The 18,635-nt window shown below is 63.5% G+C and carries 16 protein-coding genes and 1 pseudogene; 12 read left to right on the top strand and 5 right to left on the bottom strand.

All coding sequences use genetic code 11. The features are described 5' to 3' along the window. Positions 1-847: 847 nt before the first annotated feature. From C265_RS02590 to C265_RS02600, 3 genes are all read left to right on the top strand, one after another. Positions 848-1,222: a hypothetical protein gene (locus C265_RS02590; protein ID WP_010812735.1), complete on the top strand. Its 375-nt coding sequence runs from the start codon at positions 848-850 to the stop codon at positions 1,220-1,222. A 250-nt stretch (positions 1,223-1,472) separates the two neighbouring features. Beyond that, positions 1,473-1,676 carry a cold-shock protein gene (locus tag C265_RS02595; protein ID WP_010812734.1) on the top strand — a complete coding sequence of 68 codons (204 nt, stop codon included), beginning with the start codon at positions 1,473-1,475 and terminating at the stop codon, positions 1,674-1,676. A gap of 275 nt (positions 1,677-1,951) precedes the next feature. Then, on the top strand, positions 1,952-2,392 hold the full coding sequence (locus C265_RS02600; protein WP_010812733.1) for a hypothetical protein: 441 nt from the start codon (positions 1,952-1,954) through the stop codon (positions 2,390-2,392). Between the two features lie 112 nt (positions 2,393-2,504). On the opposite strand, the gene C265_RS02605 is transcribed toward C265_RS02600, so the two are convergent. The 3 genes from C265_RS02605 to C265_RS02615 all read right to left on the bottom strand — a co-directional run bounded on the left by C265_RS02605 (position 2,505) and on the right by C265_RS02615 (position 7,032). After that, positions 2,505-4,715, bottom strand: coding sequence for a penicillin-binding protein 1A (locus C265_RS02605; protein ID WP_037023378.1), 2,211 nt, complete (start codon positions 4,713-4,715; stop codon positions 2,505-2,507). An 863-nt stretch (positions 4,716-5,578) separates the two neighbouring features. Continuing rightward, complete coding sequence (locus tag C265_RS02610) at positions 5,579-5,917, bottom strand: hypothetical protein (protein ID WP_011617600.1); 339 nt, start codon at positions 5,915-5,917, stop codon at positions 5,579-5,581. Positions 5,918-6,084: 167 nt separating this feature from the next. Beyond that, entirely contained in the window at positions 6,085-7,032 is a 948-nt protein-coding gene (locus C265_RS02615) for a pseudouridine-5'-phosphate glycosidase (RefSeq protein WP_010812730.1), read from the bottom strand. 262 nt (positions 7,033-7,294) lie between these two features. On the opposite strand from C265_RS02615, the gene C265_RS02620 reads away from it, so the two are divergent. Further along, entirely contained in the window at positions 7,295-8,062 is a 768-nt protein-coding gene (locus tag C265_RS02620) for a ParA family protein (protein WP_010812729.1), read from the top strand. A 321-nt stretch (positions 8,063-8,383) separates the two neighbouring features. Here the strand turns inward: C265_RS02620 and C265_RS02630 are convergent. Further along, positions 8,384-9,144: pseudogene (locus tag C265_RS02630) on the bottom strand (adenosine deaminase); the annotation flags it as partial. On the opposite strand from C265_RS02630, the gene C265_RS02635 reads away from it, so the two are divergent. After that, on the top strand, positions 9,110-9,364 hold the full coding sequence (locus tag C265_RS02635) for a LysR substrate-binding domain-containing protein (RefSeq protein ID WP_010812725.1): 255 nt from the start codon (positions 9,110-9,112) through the stop codon (positions 9,362-9,364). The pseudogene C265_RS02630 and the gene C265_RS02635 sit on opposite strands and share 35 nt — an antisense overlap. 419 nt (positions 9,365-9,783) lie before the next feature. Beyond that, a complete protein-coding gene (locus C265_RS32100) occupies positions 9,784-11,184 on the top strand; it encodes a hypothetical protein (RefSeq protein ID WP_144062238.1) in 1,401 nt (466 codons plus the stop codon). Positions 11,185-11,305: 121 nt separating this feature from the next. On the opposite strand, the gene C265_RS32105 is transcribed toward C265_RS32100, so the two are convergent. After that, on the bottom strand, positions 11,306-12,421 hold the full coding sequence (locus C265_RS32105) for a hypothetical protein (protein WP_136227878.1): 1,116 nt from the start codon (positions 12,419-12,421) through the stop codon (positions 11,306-11,308). 700 nt (positions 12,422-13,121) lie between these two features. On the opposite strand from C265_RS32105, the gene C265_RS02645 reads away from it, so the two are divergent. The 6 genes from C265_RS02645 to C265_RS33140 all read left to right on the top strand — a co-directional run. Beyond that, on the top strand, positions 13,122-13,985 hold the full coding sequence (locus C265_RS02645) for a branched-chain amino acid ABC transporter permease (protein ID WP_010812722.1): 864 nt from the start codon (positions 13,122-13,124) through the stop codon (positions 13,983-13,985). 13 nt (positions 13,986-13,998) lie between these two features. Beyond that, on the top strand, positions 13,999-15,030 hold the full coding sequence (locus tag C265_RS02650; protein WP_010812721.1) for a branched-chain amino acid ABC transporter permease: 1,032 nt from the start codon (positions 13,999-14,001) through the stop codon (positions 15,028-15,030). Then, the gene (locus tag C265_RS02655) at positions 15,023-15,787 is read left to right on the top strand and encodes an ABC transporter ATP-binding protein (protein WP_010812720.1); all 765 of its coding nucleotides are present in this window, start codon (positions 15,023-15,025) and stop codon (positions 15,785-15,787) included. Before C265_RS02650 ends, C265_RS02655 begins: the two co-directional genes overlap by 8 nt. Continuing rightward, the gene (locus C265_RS02660) at positions 15,774-16,481 is read left to right on the top strand and encodes an ABC transporter ATP-binding protein (RefSeq protein WP_010812719.1); all 708 of its coding nucleotides are present in this window, start codon (positions 15,774-15,776) and stop codon (positions 16,479-16,481) included. The genes C265_RS02655 and C265_RS02660 overlap by 14 nt, the downstream gene beginning before the upstream one ends. A gap of 75 nt (positions 16,482-16,556) precedes the next feature. Further along, positions 16,557-17,729 (top strand): ABC transporter substrate-binding protein, encoded by a 1,173-nt coding sequence (locus C265_RS02665; protein WP_010812718.1) that lies wholly within the window; start codon positions 16,557-16,559, stop codon positions 17,727-17,729. 102 nt (positions 17,730-17,831) lie between these two features. Continuing rightward, on the top strand, positions 17,832-18,635 hold an 804-nt coding region (locus C265_RS33140; RefSeq protein ID WP_010812717.1), incomplete at its 3' end, for a hypothetical protein.

Here is an 18,635-nt window from a genome sequence, read left to right on the forward strand (position 1 = left end):
GGCCTGGCGAGCCTGACCCTCGCTTGCGCGAACTCGCCCGAGGGCTTTCAGAAAAGCGTAGCCCTGGATTGTCACCTGAGGGCGGCTGTGGTTTGGCCCAAGGCGCTCAAGCGTAACCAGTTTATACGCGAGCAGCGCGTCCATATCCGCGCGGTCCAGCCCCGTTGGGTCGGAGCTGCCGCTTACCAGCACAAGCGTGGCGAATTCATGATGACTCAGCACAGTCGTCTCCCAAGCTGTAGGTTTACTTTTGCTACGGGACTTCACTACTGTCCGTGACAGCCGGCCTGGTTTGCACAGGCCGCTTGTTTCGTCTCGGACGCGAGGTTCTGGCTGGCGGGTGCTTGTTTTCGCACCCGGAACGTTCATCTTAGTTGCTCGCCACCTTGTGTTCAATGTGATTGCAAGCATGTTTGCCGTAATCCCCGGTATTTTCTCCTTTACCAAAACGTGCGCAGGGGCAGATCAACGAATATCGCAACATGACATACATTCAGGTTCGGGAGCACCATTCGCCGACCGACCGGACGGCTTGCATTAGCGCAACTCGCCGAGGTCCGCTACCGATATGTCGCTGCTGGGGAAAGGCATGGAGCTTCAGGCCGAATGAGGACCGCTCTGCGTCAAAAAAAACGCGTCGCCGGAGTGGTGACGCGGGTGGTAGTAGCAGGACTTCAGGGCGATTCTATATTGACTTAGATTTTTCTTACGTCAGAATTAAGCAAGACCTTGACTCTCCAGATCTGAAGCCAAGGGGCAAGGTGAGCAGGGCAACGCTGAGTTGAATTCAGTAGCACATTGAATCAGACCGGCAACCCCGCGCGGGATGGTGTGAGTGGAGGCAGAAATGACAACGGCTCGGGCTGGAACCAAAGGGGAAGCCATCAGGCTCCTGGAGGCAGAGGGGGTCGCGCTGGTCGAGCTCGACTATGAGTCAGGTTGGCAAGATGCTATTGAGCTCGGGCGCCTTGGTAATAAGGTAGGGATACGGGTGGAGTACCGCGGACACGAAAGCATTGCCGTGAAGTCCCTCGCGGCGCTCATTGCTGGCCTCAGCCGGCCGAAGGTGTCCTTCCGGCAACGGAACCTGTACTGCCAGTTTGCATTGGACCAGCTGGCAGCCAACGAGTTGGTTGCCTTGGAGACAAAGGCCATGAAGGCTGGCGACTACATCCTGGCCGGGCACCTGCTGCGGGACGTCGATGCCGTTTGGACTGAGTAAGCCTGGATCGAGGGGATTTTCCTCGGATTCGGCGATCGGAAATTTGCGCACTCAGCCCGTATCGCGACTCGCCCGCCTCATCATCAGCGCTCTGATCCAGAGGTTAACCCGCAGATGCTGCCCGCCCTCCTCTTCGGTATGCTAGGGGTTCGGCGCGCCGTAACGCATCCAACCATATTTTGGCGACGGGGCGATTCTGGGGCGGGACTTCTCAGCACGCAACCTGTGTGCACCAAATGTCGAGGACGAGATGGCGACTGGCATCGTGAAGTGGTTTAACAGTGAAAAGGGCTATGGGTTCATCACGCCGGATGATGGCGGCAAGGACTTGTTTGCCCACCACAGCGAAATCCAAGGCACCGGGTTCAAATCGCTGGAGGAAGGTGCGAGAGTGGAATTCGAAGTCACGCAAGGTCAGAAGGGCCCACAAGCGTCAAAGATTCGCCCGCTATAGTCGACCTGCCCACCCGACGGCCTGAATTGACGAAGCCCTCCACGAATTGCGAAGGGCTTTTCTGTTTTGCGGCTGGTGCCAGCCGCATCCGGGGGGTCGCTATTTCCTGCGCCAATATCGACTGACAACAGCATTCCGGGCTCAGCGCGACAGACCTCGGGCTCATGGCGACGGAGGTAGTCGACCACCGTTGCGAGTTCCAAACGGAGCCGCTTGCCGCCCCGTGTAAACTCCTGCATCGGCGGATCGCCAACCATCCCCTATTGAGGAAGAACATGACTCGACAATCACTTCGTACGCTGTGCCTGACCCTGCTGCTGACCGCTGCCACCACACCGGTGCTGGCCGATGACCTGAAGAACGCCGTGGGCGGCGGTCTGGGTGGTGCCGCGGGCGCCGCCGTCGGTGGCGCACTGGGCGGCAGCACGGGTGCCGTGGTCGGCGGTGCCGTGGGCGGCGGTGCGGGCGGCGCGGTGACTGCCAACAAGAAGGAACGAACCGGCGCCATCGTGGGTGGCGCGCTGGGCGGTGGCGCCGGCGCGGCGGCCGGCAATGCCTTGGGCGGCCGAACCGGCGGCATCGTCGGTGCCGCGGCCGGTGGTGCAGCGGGTTCGGCGCTGGGCGGCAATGTGTCGCGCAACAACTATGCCGATGACCACAAGAACGGCAATCGCGGCAAGCACAAGGGCCACAAGAAGCATCGTCACGACGACTGAGTGAGGCGACGCGCGATGGCGCCCGTCACTTGGGCATCCATCCCATCGCGCTCTTAACCGCATCGCGCGGCGGCACCTGCGAAAGCGAATGTCGCGTCCGCCAGCGACGACATCAGAATTTCCAGAACAGGAATTGCCGATGCTGTCGCGCATGGGGCTTGCGAGGAGCCCGGGTCTCAGGACTGAACCGCGCATCCGGGTCGATCACTCGTGCGCGCAGCGCCATGTCGTAGAACGCGCCCACCATCGGCAGCGCGCTATGCGCGCCCTGGCCCCAGTCGTTACCGAGCGTCACACGTCCATCGTCAAAACCCACCCACGCGCCCGCGACCAGTTGCGGATGCATCAGGATGAACCAGCCATCCGCGTTGTCCTGCGTGGTGCCCGTCTTGCCGGCCACGTCGGCGCGAATCCCGAAGCGCGTGCGGATGCCTGCGCCGGTGCCGCGGATAATGACGTCGCGCATCACATCGACGAGCGTTTGCGCGGCGGCGGCGGACAGTGCCTGTTCCGGCGATGCGCTCGCAAATTCGGCGAGCACCTTGCCGTCGTGATCCTCGATCCGGGTAACCATGCGCGGTTCGACATAGGCACCGCGGTTCGCGATCGTGCTGTACGCCGATACCATTTCCTTGAGCGTGACCGGGCTCGTGCCGAGCGCGAGCGACGGCACCGCTTCGAGGGGACTGTCGCGCACGCCCATCGCGCGCGCGAGCCGTGCGACCTTCTCGGGGCTTTCCTTTTGCATGAGCTGAGCGGTGACGCGGTTGCGCGAATACACTAGCGCGTCGCGCAGCGTCATCGGCCGGTCGGTGGGCGGCGCCGCATCGGTAGGCCGCCAGATCGCCTGGCCGGCCAGTGGAATGGCGACGTTCCGGTCTACGATCGTATCGCCTGGCCGCGCGCCGTCCGCGAACGCCGCCCCGTAGACGAATGGCTTGAAGGTAGAACCCGGCTGGCGCCGGGCCTGCTGCACGTGATCGAATGGTGCATCACCGAAATCGCGACTACCCACCCATGCCTTGATATCGCCGTTGCGCGGATCGATCGCGACAAAACCCGCCTGGACCTGAGTCTTGCTCCGGCAGAGTGCGCGGACAAACGTGCGATTCATGCCGAGCTTCCTGAGCGCGACCTGATCCGATTGACCAGCATCGCGTGCTGCACGATAGTCAGGCGTTTGCCGGATGAATGTCCGGAACAGGTCGTTGCCTGGCCAACAGCCAGTGCGTTCGTTCCATGCCCCGTTCGCGATCCATTGCAACTGGCTCGCCTGCCAGTCCATCGCCTGCACCGCCATCGTCTGCAGACGGTAATCTATGGTTGTGCGCACGACAAGCCCGTCGGCATAGATGTTGTAGCCGTTGCGCTCGGCCCATGTGATCAGCCACTTGCGCAGTTGCGCGGAAAAATGCGGCGCCGCGCTTCGTGGCGCGCTCTGCAACCCGAAATTGACGTTGAGCGGTTGCCGCCTCAGCCAGGTGTAAGCGTCGGGCTTGAGCTTCCCGTACTTGTTCATCTGCCCTAGCACGGTGTTTCGCCGCTCCAATGCGCGCTCGGGATTCAGCACTGGGTTGTAGGTGCTGTTGGCCTTCAGCATGCCGACGAGTGTCGCGCTCTCGAGGATGTCGAGTTGATGCGCCGATTTGCCGAAATACGTGCGTGCGGCCATTTCCACGCCGTAGGCGTTGTACAGGAACGGCACATTGTTCAGGTATGTCTCAAGGATCTGATCCTTGCTGTACACGGCTTCGATCTTGAGCGCCGTGATCGCTTCCCTGAGCTTGCGTGCGAGGGTCGGCGCGCGGCCGATTTCGTCGGGATATAGGTTGCGCGCAAGCTGCTGCGTGATCGTCGAGCCACCCTGTCGGTCGCCGGAGAACGTATGCAGCGCAGCCGAGGCGGTACGCAGCCAGTCGATCCCGTGATGCTCATAAAAGCGGCGATCTTCGGTGGCGATCAATGCAGCGACCATGTACGGCGAGATCTGCCCGAGCGATACCCACTCGCGATTGACCGGTTTGAATTCGTCGATCACTCTGCCGTCGGCCGATACGATCAGCGCTGGGCGGTCGATGCGGGCTTTGCGGATGTCGCCGATGCCCGGCGTAAACGGCACGAGCGCCAGCACGTACAGCAGAAACAGCGCCGGCACCGCGGCGAGCGTCAGCATGATGCCGCGTCGCGTCGGGTGGCCAAGGCGGCGCAGCGCGCCGGGAAAGACGCGCCTGGCTATCGTGATGCCGGCAGCGGCCAGCGATTGGATGCGGATGAGCCACCGTGCGCAATACTCACGAAAAAACAATATACAGCGGCGATTCACGGTGGCGGGACGCTTTGCGGAAAGAGCGGCATCGTACCAAAGCGGAAGGAAGCATCTGTTGGCAACACGGGGCTGCGGGGGCGGCATTAACAAACGATTACATTTGTTTCGTACGGCGCACGTTCGCTGCCTGTGCCTCTGGCTTTGCGGTCATTTTTGCGATCAATGCCGGCCGGCGGCGTATTGCATGCGAGCGCGCGTCGGCGATCCGAACTCCTGCGCTCGGTCCAACATCTTGTCGGACAGAGGCGGATAGCACTGCGACAGCGTTATCCCTAAGATTGGCTCGCTCGATCTGGCATCTTCGTGGGAGGCGCAAGGCATGCAGGACATTCTGATTCTCACCGGCGGAGGACTATTGCTCGCCGCGATCCTTTTCCCCGGGCTCCGGCGCCGGCCAAGAAAGTGAACGACGCGGAGTCGCGACTGCAATTACCAAGCCCGTCAGAGCCGGCGACTAAAGGGGCATGCCTATCGGCGAACCTGCCCTACCTGGCCGAGCGGACCCATACCCTGCGCCAACGCCAGCAGGCCGCCAGGCGCGCTGCTCTGCTGCCAGACGGAGAGGTTGCTCAGGCCCCCAGCCATCGCCACATACTATTGCGGGTGAGAGCACTCGCCGACGCGCTCGCTGAACGGCGCGGACATGGGAAGGCGAATCCGCGTTGAACCCATGGATCGGTCAGGAAGCCTCACGGCAACACCCAGAAGGATCCGGAGGATTTCGCGCTGGCGCTTTGCCCGAGCCATGCCCGCGTCCCCGACGTCCGAGCGTTCTGAAGGGCAGACAGCCGGTCGTGATCTGGCTCGTCAGGGTCCGCTTCCGGAAAGCGGACATCCATTGAATTGACCTCTGACGCGATTCAGCGGCCCATGCGGCGGTTGTAGCTGCGCGAAATTCGCGCCATCAACGCTGGATCGTGTGCAGCCATGCCGTCGAATTCCACCCGCACGTAGCCGTCTGCCTGCTGGTGCACACCGGCCATCACCGTCGTGGTATCCAGACTGCCGACGACCACGCCATTGACCGGGTCCTCGACGCTGATCGCCAGGCCCTGGTCGCGCATGGCCCCGGCTGCTGCGGTGAAGGTGCGATCGAAGCTGGCCGGCCCCATGACTGTAAAGGCGCCTGTTCCGGCCGGTTCCAATGTACATGCCGAAAGCGCCAGCATGGCGCCGCTGACTATTAGTGAGAGTCGCATGATGATGACTCCTTCCGCTAGCCCCGGATCGAAAATGTACGCGTTGCGACTTCAGGCGAGTTTTCCACTCGCTGATCGCTAAGACACAAGATTAGGCGACGTTGGCGCATAGACCCAGCTTGCCAGGTGCGCGCCCGCACCCTGCGGATGCCGGCCTGCTCACATGACTAGGCTGCGCCCGCCCCGCGCCCCGCGCGTGCCAATGCCAGCGCAAGCCTTGCTCCCACCTCGGCGTTGTGTTTCACAAGCGCGATGTTTGTCGCCAGGCTGCGTCCGCTCGTCAGCGCCTTGATGCGAGCCAGCAGGAAAGGCGTCACGGCCTTGCCGGTGATTCCCTGCGCCCTGGCCTCGGCAAGCGCCTGCCGAGTCAGCGCGTCGATCTCCCCGGACGTCATCGCTGCCGCTTGCGGCACCGGTGTGCTCAACACCACGCCGCCCGCCAGGCCCAAGTCCCACTTGGTGCGGATGAAGCGTGCCTGCTCCGCCGCGCCGTCCAGCCTGAAGTCAGCACGAAAGCCGCTGTCGCGCGTGTAGAACGCAGCAACATTGTCTTGCTCACAACTGAGCACCGGCACACCGTGTGTTTCCAGGTATTCCAGCGTGAGCCCGATGTCCAGGATGGACTTCGCCCCGGCACAGACCACCGCCACCGAGGTCCTGGCCAGTTCCTGCAGGTCAGCCGAGATGTCGAAGGTTTCCTGCGCACCGCGGTGCACGCCGCCAATCCCGCCGGTGACGAAGACCTCAATGCCCGCCAGCGCGGCACATATCATCGTGCCGGCCACGGTCGTGGCGCCGAGCCCGCCGCCGGCCAGCACGGCTGGCAGGTCGCGGCGGCTCACCTTGTGTGCCCGCTCCGAGCGCCCCAGCAGCTCCAGCTCGTCGTTCGAAAGCCCGATGCGGATTCGCCCGCCAATCAGCGCGATCGTCGCGGGCTCGGCTCCCAGGTCGCGGATCAGGGCCTCCACTTCGCGCGCCGTGCGAACGTTCTCCGGGTAGGGCATGCCGTGGGCGATGATGGTGGATTCGAGCGCCACGAGCGGGCGGCCGGCAGCCTGTGCAGCGGCCACAGGCGCGCTGAAGGTCAACCAGGAACGGGCAAGGTCGGCAACCATGTCGATGCATTCGGTGGCGTGAGCCGCATAGTGTGCAGCACAAGGCGGGTCCATGAGATGCAAGCGCGGGACCACCTCAAGGCGCCAATGGTACCGCGAGCAGGAATCGGACGGCTGACTCTGGCACCCAGTGAATCGCCTGCCCGCGGGTGCCACCTCATCACGGCCTGGAATATCGTTGTCATAGCCGGGCGGGGTGCTGCCGGGAACCTCACGCTGAGGTATGCTGCCGCTTTCGGATCGATTCTCTCCAGAGGGGCAAATGCGGCGCGTCGTGTTCAATCAGAAGGGTGGGGTCGGAAAATCGACCATTGTGTGCAATCTCGCGGCGATCAGCGCCAGCGAGGGCTTGCGCACCCTGGTCATTGACCTGGATGCACAAGGCAACTCCACCCAGTACCTGCTTGGCGCGCGGGCCGCGGAGGCAAGTCCGACCGCGGCGAACTTCTTCGAGACCTCCCTGACCTACAACTTCAGGCCGGTGGAATTTACGTCCTTTGTCCACCCGACGCCGTTCGAGAACCTCGATGTGATGCCGGCGCATCCTGACCTGGATTCCCTCCACGGCAAGCTCGAATCCCGCTACAAGATCTACAAGCTACGCGACGCCCTGCTCGAGCTGGAGGCAGTCTATGACGCCATTTACATCGACACGCCACCGGCCCTGAATTTTTATACCCGCTCCGCACTGATCGCCGTGGAGCGCTGCCTGATCCCGTTCGATTGCGATGACTTCTCGCGCCGTGCCCTCTACACGCTGCTCGATAACGTGAAGGAAATCCAACAGGACCACAACGACGGGCTGCAGGTCGAGGGGATCGTGATCAACCAGTTCCAGCCGCGAGCCAGCTTGCCGCAGAAGCTGGTCGACGAACTGGTAAGCGAGGGCCTGCCAGTACTTGAATCGCGGCTATCTGCATCGGTGAAGATCCGCGAATCGCATCAGCATGCCACCCCCATGATCCATCTGGATCCGCGCCACAAGCTGGCGCAGGAATATGTGGCGTTGCACCGCGAGCTGGCTGGTTGAGGAATCGCCAAGGCGCGCTGAGATCGATTTCCCCACGCAATGACACTGCCGGGCGTCAGCTTCCTCGCGGCCGGTCAGAACCGATGCCGCATCCCCGTGGTAACCACCACCTGATCGCGCCCGGCGGAAGTCGGGTAGCCGAAAATCGCCGCCGTAGTCGCTTCGCCTATAGCACGCTGGTAGCGCCCGATCAGGAAGATGTCAGTACGCCTGGACAGGAACTGGTCCACGAACAGCGGAACGGAAACGGACCAGGCTGCAGCCTCGGGCAGCCGGGGCCGCGAACAGCCTGGCGCGCAGCGCATCGAACTCGGCGCACTGTTACGCCCGCCACGCACGGCGCGTGCTGTCGTCGATCCACGCGGCGTCCAGCCCGTTAAGCATGAACTCGCGCAGGTCGTCCAGGCCAAAGCCGAAATCGCGCACCATCATCCCCCGGGCCTGGCTGGCGGTGACGTGGTGCAGCACGGGGTCGTCGGTGTTGGGGTGCACACGCAAGCCCATGCCCGGCATATGGCGGATCGGGTGATCGAGCGCCCAGCGCTTGCGCGGCAGCGTGCGCAGGTAGTAGGAATTGGTCGGCACCACCGTGAAGACGATGCCGCGGTCCGCGCAACGCTGCGCGAACTCGGGGTTGTCAATGGCGGTGTAGGCATGGTCGATGCGATCCACTTGCAGCAGGTCCAGCGCGGTGGCCACATTGGTCCAGGGCGTGCCGAACTCGCCGGCGTGGGCAGTGGTCTTCAGCCCGGCGGCGCGGGCCTTGCGATAGGCCTCGGCGAACAGCTCGGGCGGCCGGTCATTCTCTCGATAGTCGATGCCGATGCCGATCACCTCGTCGCGGCGGTCGGCGATGACCCAGTCGACCATCTCGACCGCCTCGGCGGATCGGCTTCGCGGTCGATCGACGGCACCAGCCGCCCCACGATGCCAAACCCTGCCTCGGCATCGACGATCGCGCGCACGATGGCTTCCATGGCGGCGCGGTACGGAATGCCGGACTGTCTGACGGTGTCGGTGGGGTTCCAGAAGAACTCGCTGTAGCGGATGCCTTCGGCCGCCGCGTCCTGCAGGTTGCAGTACAGCGAATCGCTCTACAGCCTGGTGCGCGCGGGGCTCGCGGTCGGTCTGCTGTCCCGGCTATACGCCCAGGGCATCAACGATGTGGCGCTGCGTGCCGTGCCCCTGGGCAGCCCCAGCTTCAAGCGCCGCGTGGCGTTGATGATGCGCAAGGAACCGGCGCCCAGGATGCCGGCGGCCGCCGGCTGCTTCCGCTTCCTGTCCGGCGCGATCCGCTGCTGAGCGGCGCCCGTGCCGTCGCCAGGCCTGAAAAGATCAAGGTGTCAGATCCCCCTTCTTGGGGGGATTTGCGGTATTGAACTCTTGCGGTAGCCTTCAGCAACTCCCTCCGGGGACCAAATGCATCGCGCACTCTCGCGCAACGCGTCACGCACGAACAGTTTCACCGATTGCGTCGTAGTACTCGCGGCGTGGTTGCCTTGTCAGGAATATTCCTGCCCGTCCAGCCCCAGAGCATGTGAAAAACACGACGGAAGCCATCCAATGAACTGCCCGCGTGGCTGACTTATGTCGCTTAGGTGCAGTCGGCCAGGTAGTTGGCGGGCGGACAGTTCTCTCCGCCGCCCTAAACATCCCGGCATCCTATTCAACTCCGACGGTTCGTCGATGGAACAATGGCTATGAGGAAATGCTTTAGGGGTGTGCTTTTCGCGACGGTGTTGCCATCACTCGGCGGATGCATCACGGCTGGCGACTTCAACAAGAAGATCGCAGACACAGGCACGACGGTAGTCATTGGCTCGCCTGTCAGCGCTTGTGCACGTGCGAAAGCTGAATACGCCCTGTCCCCAACGACTATGCCGCCGGCCGCAGTGAATGCCAGCTTGTCGGGCAACCAGCGCAATCGCACTGATCTGCAACTCGGGCTGAGTATGCTGGCGTCCGCCACTTCCGGAAGCGCTGTGCCGGCGTCAGCTGCAGCATACGATGATCATCTCACGGGCTTTTCACAAGGGCTGTTCGCACGACTCGGGATTGATCCGAGCGGCATCGAGGTCAATCTCGACGCTCTTGCGCCTGATGCAGTGGATCGCGCCAATCAGGTACTGACTTCGACGCTGTTTCGAGACCTGGCGCCAGCGGACCCTGCGGTTACCTCGTCGAAATTTGGCGGCGGCGAAATTACCATCAGCCGCCGTGAATGGACCGGGATGATTCAGGACGTATCGTTCGCCACCAGCGGCGAAGGGTGGGTCGGTGCGGCAGCGCAAGCGTTGGGCCACTACGCGAAGACCTATGGACTCAACCAGATAACAACTACTACGCAGGCGCAAGATGCCGCTCAGGTGACACTGCGGCTCCTCGTGGCGCGCTATGTGTCGGATTACTTCCGGAATGGAAAAATCGTCACACTCGATTTTGACTACCCCGACCTGAAGTCCAAGCTCCTTGACAAGCTCAAGAAGTCGATCAAGGACGAGACGGTCTTGACGGCTGCGGATGCCCAGATCGACCAGCTTGCCAAGGACCTCGGACAGCGGCTGTGCCAGGAGGAAGGTAAGGTCACCCCCTGCCGGATCCTGGGCGTACTGGGCGAGCAGACGTTTGTGAGTCGTGCGGGCAAGAGCTATGGATTTCCAGGTCTGGCCGCCACGGTCGATCTGGCGGGGGACAAAAAGGTTTCAACAAACAAGATCGACCCCAATGCGGTGGTTTCTGACTTGGTGCGTGTCCTGTTCGAGGCGACGGGTGACGACCGCATCCGCGTCCCTGGGGCAAAAAATTCGTCCCTGTGCAGGGCCTCCGCTTCCATGTGTGCAGGCAAGGACAACACTGACAAGCTCAAGCAAGTGGACAATATCGGCGACCGCGCCGAGGCTGGCACGTTTGCAGCCGTTGGCATTGCGATTCGAGGTGGCTGGCTGTTCTCGATCAACAATGAGGCGCTAGCCACTTCCATACAAACAGCAGTTGCCGTCGGCGTACGCAAAACCGCCGAAGGCGTGATGTGGTCGCGGCTCCAGAATTGTCCCGCCAATTTGGCCGCATTGGCATCCGTCGACGCGTCACCACGCACGGTCACATTGCGCCTGACGGAGTGATGCCGCACGCGGCAAGCAGGAAGGGAGGACTCCTTGCCTCCCCGCAGTTGCGGGTCGAGTCTAACCCGCAGCCGAAAACAATGCTAACGATGGATAGCCGCCTGCGTAAGCCTGAGAGCCGTCACTGCCCATCACGCAAATGAATGATTTCAACGCTCGACGGGCATTCGGACGATGTCAGGCCTGCAAATCGAATGATGCAGGTAGCTGCGTCGGGGTCTCCCTCAACGTATTTGTCCAGAGCATGACCGATTTTATTGGGAAATCTGACAGGGATGAGGCGGAGCCGCGCGAAATGCTCCTCCATCCGAGCTCGGACGAAATGTTCGGATGTGCCTAGACTTGTGTCACCCCAAAAAGTGTCATGAAAGACAAAGAGCTTTGAGAGTGCCAGGTCCCAAGGATTTACTGTGAAAGCCAGATCAACGGGGTGATTTCCCCACTTGTCATAGATGGCTTGGCCAACATGTCCGCTCCCCACTGCCGGCGCAAAGGCTGCGATCTTAATGCTACGAATATTGGGGTTGTCCAGCGGACGGACACGATTCTCCGGATCGTTTCCGAAATTGCGCTCATAAACAGGGTCGGCCACTGCTGAGAGGGCCACAGCCGTACCTCGCGAGTGCACAAGAAAGCGGAGATCGACAGGCTTCGAAAGCCGATTCAAGATGGGCCGCAAACCCCTCTGGCCAGCGTAGTTGGAGCTCAGAAGCGCATCCGGCCAGAAGGTAAGTCGCGTTTGCTCCGTCATGATCTCCGGGTTGCGCGTTCGAAGTCCGTCCCAGTAGACCTCAAGAATAACCGCCGGCTTTTCACTGCCAAGCAGATTACGGGAACCGCTGTACAGCCGTTGCGCGGATTCGAAGTCCTCATTGAAGCCATGCACCAGCACCAGGAGCGTGTCGCCAGCGGCAAGCTTCGAATTGAGCGCTGCAACAACGGCATCTTCCGCTTCCCGCCGTTGCTCTGGACCGTACAGTCGCCGACCGTGATCGCCATGTTCAAGAATGTCGCTCAGTGCAAAGCGAGAATTCACGCCCGGCGCCCGTTGCGGCCAGGGAATGCTGGAAGCGTCTCGGGGATAAACATCCCCAAGCTGGTCGAAAGCCACCCTCACGAGATTGCTGGAAGGCGCTGGCTCACCAGCCAACACATAGTCGCCGGGAGGCCGCACGTGCATGCCTCCGCATGCAGCGAGCAGCAGGCAACTGCAAATCGCCGTTATGAGCCTCTTCATAGAACTCTCCTTCCTCTTGATTTTTAGGGTTTTTTACACCAGCGCCCACGCGATAAAGGAAGCCGACCAGGCGACCGCCAGGGCAGAAGGAAGCCTGCGCGATGCTATCAAAAAGAACGCAGGATGTGCTGGGCACGCAATCCGCAGTCGCATCAATGAAGTCAGCAACAAAGGAATGGCGGGCTGCTGTCCATGCAGGGAACGCATAGGGGTCATCGGCCTTGTCGATGGATGGCGGGGCAAGCCTCCGGGCTTACCCGGAGACGCGCCGACTGCTATTTCGCGGTGCGGAATACTCCGCCGCTTTCCTTGACGATGCCGCGACGCCTATGCAAAAGTCGGTGAAAACGAACGATCGTGCGGGAATACTCCCGACACCTCGTCACCGGGTCGCAACGCCGCCGTCCACGCCGACGCGGCCAGGTGCCCCGGCTTGCCGGGCGGCCAGCGTGCCGCATCGCACAGGAGACAACCATGCAGTACCTGCAACACGCATCTGCACACCCGCACCGTGAGCGCCACGGCGCGCCCTGGGCCAGGCCATCCCGCCCGCGCATCACAGCGCGCGAGCCGGCGCTGCCGCCCGCCTGAGTTCCACCCCCGACTTCCTGACCGTGGCCGCGCCTGGCGCCGCCGCGACGGAACACGCACGGCCTTTGCCGCTGCGTGCCTGGTTTCCCGAACCGCACGAGGTACCCCTGTGGCATTGTTCCTTCAACAGTTCCTGAACGGCCTGACGCTGGGAGGCGTCTACAGCCTGGTGGCGCTTGGCCTGACGCTGGTCTACGGCATCCTGCACGTGCCCAACTTCGCGCATGGCGCCTTCTACATGGCTGGCGCCTATGTGTCGTACTTCCTGATGACATCGCTGGGCGTGAACTACTGGCTGGCGATGCTTGGCGCGGCGCTGGTGGTGGCCGTATTGTCGATGGCTGCCGACCGGCTGGTGTTCCACCCGCTGCGCAACTCGCCCGAGCTGCACGACATGATCGCCGCGATCGGCATCCTGCTGTTCCTGGAAGCCGGGGCGCAGGCGCTGTGGGGCGCGGACTTCCACCGCATGCCCACGCCCTATGGCCAGATCGTCGACGTGTTCGGGCTGACCGCGCCGCTGCAGCGCCTGCTGATCATCGGCGCCGCCTTTGCGCTGATGGTGCTGCTGCACCTGTTCCTGACGCGCACCATGACCGGCGCCACCATCATGGCCATGGCGCAGAACCGCGAAGGCGCCGCACTGGTCGGCATCGACGCCACCCGCGTGACGCTGCTGGTGTTTGCCATCTCCGGCGCGCTTGCCGCAATCGCCGCCACGCTCTACGCCCCGATCAACCTGGTCTACCCCAGCATGGGCAACCTGGTGATCACCAAGGCCTTCGTCATCATCATCCTGGGCGGCATGGGCAGCATCCCCGGGGCCATCGTCGGCGGGCTGATCATCGGCATGGCCGAGAGCTTCGGCGGCTTCTACGTTTCCACCGACTACAAGGACATCATCGCCTTCGTGCTGCTGGTGGTGATCCTGTCGATCCGGCCGCAGGGCCTGTTTGCCGGCAAGACGGCCTGAGGAGCACAACACAATGAAAGCACTGCAAGGAAAAACCGGCTGGACGCTGCTGCTGGCGCTGGCCATCGCCTTCCCGCTGATCACGCCCAACAGCTACTACCTGACCGTGATGACGCTGGCCTTCATCTATGCCATCGCCACGCTCGGGCTGAACCTGATCACCGGCTACACCGGGCAACTGAACCTGGCCCATGGCGGCTTCATGGCCATCGGCGCCTATACGCTGGGCATCCTGACGGTGGACCACCAGGTGCCGTTCTGGCTGGCCTTCGTGCTGGCCGGCGTGGTCTGCATGGTGCTGGGCTATGTGGTCGGCGTGGTGTCGCTGCGGCTGAAGGGCCATTACTTCTCGATCTTCACCATGTGCGTGGGCTACATCATCTACCTGCTGATCGAGAAGTGGGAAAGCCTGACGCATGGCACGGTGGGCCTGATCGGAATCCCGGTGCCGGCCGCGATCGGGCCGCTCAGCTTCGACAGCGTGCAGGCGCAGTACTACCTGGTGCTGTTCTTCCTGGCGGTCGGCACCTTCCTGATGCACCGCATCGTCACCTCGCTGCTGGGCCGCAGTTTCATGGCGGTTCGCAACAGCGACGCCCTGGCCGAGGCCCTGGGCATCAACCTGATGCGCACCAAGGTGCTGTCGTTCGTGCTGTCGGTGGGCTACGCCGGCTTTGCCGGTGCGCTGTACGCCGGGCAGGTGCGCTTCCTGGGGCCGGATATCGCGCGCACCGACCTGACCTTCGAGATGGTGATGTCGATGCTGGTAGGCGGCATCGGCACCATCTTCGGGCCGCTGCTGGGCGCGGTGCTGGTGCCGTGGATCACGCAGTCGCTGCAGTTCATGCAGGACTACCGCATGCTGGTGTTCGGCCCGGTGCTGATCCTGCTGATCATCTTCGTGCCGGACGGCATCGTGGGTTCCTGGCTGAAGAAGCAGGCACGCAAGGCCGCGGCCGAACGGCGCGGCAAGCTGGCGGCGCAGTTCCCTGCACAACCCGTCACCGCTGTCCCGACCACCCGCGCCGGAGCCGACCATGCTTGAGATCCGCAACCTGACCAAGAAATTCGGCGGCCTGACCGCGGTGCACGATGTCTCGGTGACCTTCGAGCCAGGCCATATCAACGCCATCATCGGCCCCAACGGCGCTGGCAAGACCACCTTCTTCAACCTGGTGGCGGGCACGCATGCGCCCAGCTCCGGCCAGATCCTGTTCAAGGGCCAGGACGTGGCCGGCCTGCGCGCCGACCAGATCGCGCGCCTGGGCGTGGCCCGCACCTTCCAGGCCACGGCGCTGTTCGACCGCGCCACGGTGCTCGACAACCTGATCGTCGGCCACCGCCTGCGCACCCACTCGGGCCTGCGCGACGTGCTGTTCAGCACGCGCCGCCTGCGCGAGGAAGAGCGTTTGTGCCGCGACAAGGCCGAAGCGGCGCTGGACTTCGTCGGGCTGTCGCACCTGGCGCATGAGGTCGCCGCCGATATCACGCAAGAGGCGCGCAAACGGGTGGCCTTTGCGCTGGCGCTGGCGACCGACCCGGAACTGCTGCTGCTCGACGAACCCGCTGGCGGCGTGAACCCGGAAGAGACCGTGGGCCTGGCCGAGCTGATCCGCAAGATGGTGCGCCATGGCAAGACGGTCTGCCTGATCGAACACAAGATGGACATGATCATGCGCCTGGCAGACAAGATCATGGTGCTGAACTACGGCGAGAAGATTGCCGAAGGCACGCCCGCGCAGATCCAGCAGGATCCGCATGTCATCGAGGCCTACCTGGGAGCCGACCATGTTGCAGCTTGAACGCGTCTCGCTGTCGTACGGCAGCTTCCGCGCCCTCGACAACATCACCCTGCACGCCGGCGCCGGCGAGCTGGTGGTGCTGCTGGGCGCCAACGGCGCCGGCAAGAGCTCGATCTTCCTGGCGATGAGCGCGATCCACCGCATCAGCGGTGGCAGCATGCGCTTCGATGGGCGCGAGCTGTCGGGCATGAAGCCGTCGCAGATCGTGCAGGCCGGGCTGGTGCACTGCCCGGAGGGCCGCAAGCTGTTCCCGGCGATGAGCGTGGAGAAGAACCTGGTGCTGGGCGCCTACGTGCACCGGCGCGATGGTGCGGGCATCCGCAAGACGCTGGAAGAGGTCTATGAACTGTTCCCGATCCTGCGGCAGAAGAAGGACGACCCGGCCGGCTCGCTGTCCGGCGGGCAGCAGCAGATGGTGGCGCTGGGCCGCGCCCTGATGAGCCGCCCGCGCGCGCTGTTGCTGGACGAGCCGTCGCTGGGGCTGGCGCCGCTGGTGGTCAAGCAGATGTTCGAGATCATCCAGCGCATCAACCGTGCCGGCACCACCGTGCTGCTGGCCGAGCAGAACGCCTACGCGGCGCTGGGCATCGCGCATCGCGCCTATGTGATCGAGAGCGGGCGCATCGTGATGGAGGGGGATCGGGATACGTTGCTGAAGGATGAGGGGATTCGGAAGGCGTATATCGGGGGGTAGGTTCAGAGGAGCCGGCCTCGCGACAGCAAAACACAACCAGACCTAGCAAGCGCAGTACTTTCAGGAGACATAGCAATGCAAAGCAACATCATGCGCCGTATCTTCCCGCTGGCCGCCACCGCCGTGGCCGCCATGCTGGCCTCTGGCGCCGCATTGGCGCAGGAAGTGGTCAAGATCGGCTATACCGGCCCGCTGTCCGGCGGCGCCGCGCTGTATGGCAAGAACGTGCTGTCGGGCGTGCAGATGGCGGTGGACGAGATCAATGCATCCGGCCTGGAAGTCAAGGGCAAGAAGGTCAAGCTGGAGGTGGTGGCGCTGGACGACAAGTACTCGCCCGCCGAGGCCGCCATCAACGGCCGCCGCCTGGTGCAGCAGCACAAGACCCCGGCGGTGTTCGTCCCGCATTCGGGCGGCATCTTCGCGCTGCAGGCCTTCAATGAGCAGGAGAAATTCCTGGTGATGGCCTACTCCAGCGTGCCGCGCATCACCGACGCCGGCAACAAGCTGACCATCCGCATCCCGCCCGCGTACACGGGCTATATCGAGCCCTTCGTCAAGGCACAGATGAAGCGCTACGGCAAGAACGTGGCGCTGGCCCCGGCCGACCACGACTACGCCAAGGCCTGGGTGCAGGCCTTCGTGCCGGCGTGGGAATCGGCCGGCGGCAAGGTGGTGGCCAACAACCCGATGTCGTACACCAAGGCCACGGACTTCTACAGCGGCGTGTCGCGCGCGATGAGCGAGAAGCCGGACGTGATGTTCGTCGGCGGCCCGTCGGAACCGACCGCACTGGTGGTCAAGCAGGCGCGCGAACTGGGCTTCAAGGGCGGCTTTATCGTGATGGACCAGGCCAAGATGGACGAGATGGCCAAGGTCACCAACGGCCTGGGCATGCTCGAGGGTTCCATCGGCGTGCTGCCGCTGGTCAACGACAGCCGCCCCGCCGCGCAGAACTTCAACGCCAAGTACAAGAAGCTGCATGACGGGCGCGATGCCACCACCGAGATGTCGCTGAACTACACCATGGTGTACGCGCTGGCCGGTGCGATGAAGCTGGCCGGCACCACCAGCGACGCGGCAGCGATCCGGGCGAAGATGCCCGACGCGGTCAAGGGCCTGGCCAAGGAGGTCAACCCCAACGAAGTCGACGGCATCGACGCCAAGGGCGGTTCGATGGCCGACACCATCGTCGGCTGGGTGCAGAACGGCAAGATTTCGCAGGTCCGGCTGTCGGAGCTGGCGAAGTAAGCCAGGCCGCGGCGGCGCCCGCGCGGCACCGCGCAAGAACAAACCCCGGCAGGCCGCGAGGCCTGCCGGGGTTTCTGCCTTCCGGGCTCCGTCAAGCGGGCCGTGCTACTGCCGGCGATCGCCGTCGCGCCCGTTGCGCGCCTCCATCTGGCCGCGTTAGTTCTGGGCGCGCTGTTGCTGCTGCTGGCGCTGCTGCTCCATCTGCTGCCGCTGGCGCTCCTGCATCTGCCGTTGCTGGTCCTGCTGGTGCCGCTGCTGCTCCTGCATTGCACGTTGCTGCTCCTGCGCGGCACGCTGCTGCTCCTGCATGTGGCGCTGCTGCTGTTCCGCCTGCTGGCGCTGCATGGCCTGCTGCCGTTGCTGCTCCTGCATCTGCCGTTGCTGCTCCTGCATCTGCCGTTGCTGCTCCTGCATCTGCCGCTGCTGCTCCTGCATCTGGCGTTGCTGTGTCATCTGCTGGCGCTGGGCCGCCTCGGCCTGCCGCTGCTGCGCCTCCTGCATTTGCCGCTGCTGCTCGAAACGCTGGCGCTGCATCTCCTGGCCCTGCCGCTGCTGCTCGGCCATCTGGCGCTGGCGCTCCGCCTGCTGGCGCTGCTGGTCGGCGGCCTGGCGTTGCTGGGCTTCGGACTGGCGCTGCTGCTCCATCTGCTGGCGCTGGATGTCTTGCGCCTGGCGTTGCCGCGATTCCTGCATCTGCCGCTGCTGCTGGGCTTCGGACTGGCGCTGCTGCTCCATCTGCTGGCGCTGGATGTCTTGCGCCTGGCGTTGCCGCGATTCCTGCATCTGCCGCTGCTGCTGGGCTTCGGACTGGCGCTGCTGCTCCATCTGCTGGCGCTGGATGTCTTGCGCCTGGCGTTGCCGCGATTCCTGCATCTGCCGCTGCTGCTGGGCTTCGGACTGGCGCTG

The sequence above is a fragment of the Cupriavidus sp. GA3-3 genome (genome assembly GCF_000389805.1).
Taxonomy (GTDB): domain Bacteria; phylum Pseudomonadota; class Gammaproteobacteria; order Burkholderiales; family Burkholderiaceae; genus Cupriavidus; species Cupriavidus necator_D.